Annotated in this window: 3 protein-coding genes; all 3 read right to left on the bottom strand. The window is 36.1% G+C overall.

Annotation, left to right across the window (positions count from 1 at the left end; all coding sequences use genetic code 11):
- Positions 1–913 (bottom strand): serine/threonine-protein kinase (locus RAO94_04970; GenBank protein MDP8321685.1); only part of this gene is annotated, 913 nt, incomplete at its 3' end.
- A 323-nt stretch (positions 914–1,236) separates the two neighbouring features.
- Complete coding sequence (locus RAO94_04965) at positions 1,237–2,772, bottom strand: protein kinase (protein ID MDP8321684.1); 1,536 nt, start codon at positions 2,770–2,772, stop codon at positions 1,237–1,239.
- Positions 2,773–3,144: 372 nt separating this feature from the next.
- Positions 3,145–3,358 (bottom strand): hypothetical protein (locus RAO94_04960; protein ID MDP8321683.1); only part of this gene is annotated, 214 nt, incomplete at its 5' end.

Raw genomic sequence — 3,358 nt, 5'->3', positions numbered from 1 at the left:
GATCAGATGAAATATGCTCCAGCCTTTTAGCTGGTTTTGTCAGTATCTGGAAATTGATATCTCCGGTATAAAAGGGTGGATGACCGCTTAGCAGTTCATAGAGCATTGCTCCGAATGAATAGATATCAGATTCTTTTCCTACGTTTTCTCCGTTGATCTGCTCTGGACTCATGTAAACCAATGTGCCAGATGACGAAGAATTCTGCAGTCTGCTCATACTGGTTCGTACTGTTTCTGCTATGCCAAAATCCATGATTTTGATCTCGCCTTTGCTGTTTACTTTTATATTTTGTGGTTTGATATCCTTATGCAGTACATTATTATCATGGGCATAGGCCATACCTTTGGCAATTTTAATAGCAAGCTCTTTCACTCTCTCTTCCGGCACGCATTTATCAGGATATTCCAGTTTTATTTCGCGCAAAGTTTTGCCATCCACGTATTCCATATAAATATACTTGATAGTCCCTAAATTATGGAAATCATAGACCCTTACGATATTAGCGTGATTCAAAGCGATCATGGTCCGTGCTTCTTTCTGCAGATCAAACATCGCTTCTTTATCACTGCTCACAACTTCTGGTATGATCTTCAGGGCTTTATCTATTCCCATCACTTTGTCATAAACCAGATATACAGCTCCAAAGCCACCCTGACCCAGTTTCTCTTTTATCTCATACCTTTTGTGGATCACGTGACCAGCCAGCAGATACTCCAGATTTAGCCTGCCATAAACCTGCTGATCACCTCTTATCTGAGTAACAAACTCGCCTGAAGCCTGTTCTGGGAATGGTTTACTCTCGGCAGTGTTATTATCAATTGTCTCAGACAGCAAATCATTAGGCTCTCCACAGTGTGGACAGAAATTTAAATGATCACTGAATTTTTTACCACAATTACCGCAATAAGGCATAATTTCCTTTTAACTCTTATTAACAAAATTTCTCACTAATCACTATTTTTATCAGCCTATAGCTGACACCATTCACTTCATTTCATTTTGAACTGAGAACTACGCGGAAGCCAAGGTAGCTACCGCTGCCGCCAGAACTGACGTAGTCGCGATTAGCCGTCCGACAACTACTGGCAGTGTAGTACCAATTGCCACTCAGCTACACACTTGATAGCAAATAGATTTCTGTATTTCGGACTGGGCTTCAGTCTTTACACAACCTGTTTCAACCTCGCTCTACGAACGTATATGCTATTGATGTATATATCATATTTCAATACCCATCAATTTTCGATCACTGTCTTTAGTGGTGAGGAGGCATAACAAGTTACTGTTAAAGTTGCATGAACATTACTTGTCCCATCATTACCAATACGAGTTCCTTTGCCAACAATTCTGACTGTATTATATGCGGGTATTGTTAAAGTAAATGTCCCAGAATCCCACGTATCATAAGTTGCCTCCCATCCTATAAATGTTGCAATAGTCGCAGTATCACCTTTTTCAATACGGTATCCGCCACCACCTTGACTACAAGGAGTTCGATAATACTGCATTACCTGTGCACCTAAGGTCTGGAGGTTCCCTACTAGTCTCCAACGGTCTGAATTCATTGCGTGAGTATTAAACATCTGAATACTTATTGCTGTTGCTATACAAATTACTATTAACAAAAATATAATAAAAGATACTGATATGTGTTTTTTCTTTTTATTTTTAGTAGTGAAGTCTCCTGCTACATTGACCATTTCAATTCTACTAATTTCAGGGATATTACTTACTTTTTTATTTTCCGGATAATCTTCTTTTTCTTTCTGAATAATTATTTGTCCATCAGACAAATCACTTTCTGATTTTAATATGCCAATAACATCTTCAAATTTTCTAAATCTTTTCGTGTAATCCTTCGTCAAACTTTTTTTAACAATTGCTGATAATTGTAATGATATGTTATCTATTTCATCTGGTTTTTCATTTAAAATCTGATAACTGATATCTCCCTTATAAAAAGGTGGATGACCGCACAACAATTCATAAAGCATTGCTCCATAAGAATAAATATCAGATTCTTTGCCTACATCTTTACCCCGTATCTGCTCCGGACTCATATAAACTAATGTGCCAGAAGATGAAGAATTTTGCAGACGGCTCATACTGGTTCGTACGGTTTCTGCTATCCCAAAATCCATTATCTTGATCTCGCCTTTACTGTTAACTTTGATGTTCTGGGGTTTGATGTCCTTATGCAGTACTTTATTATCATGAGCATAAGCCATTCCTTCAGATATTTTTATAGCAAGTTCTTTTACTCTATCTTCAGGTACGCGTTTATCGGGATACTCCATCTTGATCTCACTTAAAGTTTTGCCATCCACATATTCCATATCAATGTACTTGATATTCCCCGAATTATGAAAATCATAAACCCGCACGATATTGGGATGGTTCAAAGCGATCATTGTCCGTGCCTCTTTCTGCAGATCAAACATTGCTTCTTTGTCACTGCTCACTGCTTCCGGAATGATCTTTAGTGCCTTATCTATCCCCATCACCAGATCATAAGCCAAATATACTGTTCCAAATCCACCCTGACCCAGTTTTTCTTTTATCTCATAACGCTCATCAATTATATGACCTTTTGGTAGTTTTTCCAAATTTAAGATGCCATAAGATGCTTTACTGTCTCTGATCTGCGTTTGGTAAATATCATTATCTGGTTCTGGAATTATGGTTTCTTCTTTATCGGCTGGTGTCCCGCATTTCGGGCAAAAAGCTGCATCGTCATCTAATTTCTTCCCACATTTCTTGCAAAACGGCATAATCTCCTCATAACATTTCTCGGTAATATAATCACACTAATAAGTATCAGCAAAATGCTGTCAATCACAAATATAATTAATTTAATGATTAATACAAACCAAGATACTCTAATTATAGATGTAATTAATAATCAAGTTCTCATCTTAACATCCTTACTTCTTAGTAAAAAATGCTCTTCACTTTCTCTTTCTATAAAGCGGTTTCACCAGTTAAGCTCAAAATGAATGGTTTTTTTGAGGTACGAACCAAATGTAGAACCGAGTGGGTTATCCAGAAACAGTGCACTCTTCAGAAGATATTTTAATATTTAGTTAGCCACATACAAGTTGATTATTTTCTATCTTTTTCACTTCAAATTATATTTTCATTTACTAAATTCTTTTATTTCTAAAGAACTTTTTTATATAATCTACAGAACCAATTATTGTTCCAACTCCAATCAATATAAGGAAGATACCAAAAATAATGCTAATCATAGTATTATAAGAAAATAGAAACAATCCAAATATTGAGATTAATAATCCCCAAATTAGATCCTTTGATACTTTAAGTAATTTAAAATTTGACTTTTTCAGTGGTAATTCA

The sequence above is a fragment of the Candidatus Stygibacter australis genome, from assembly GCA_030765845.1.
In the GTDB taxonomy this organism is placed as follows: domain Bacteria; phylum Cloacimonadota; class Cloacimonadia; order Cloacimonadales; family TCS61; genus Stygibacter; species Stygibacter australis.
This window is presented reverse-complemented; position numbering and strand designations above follow the sequence as displayed.

What these genes read in the sequence shown, in the direction of transcription:
- RAO94_04965 (MDP8321684.1), bottom strand. Translation starts at nt 2,772, where the DNA reads ATGCCGTTTTGCAAGAAATGTGGGAAGAAATTAGATGACGATGCAGCT.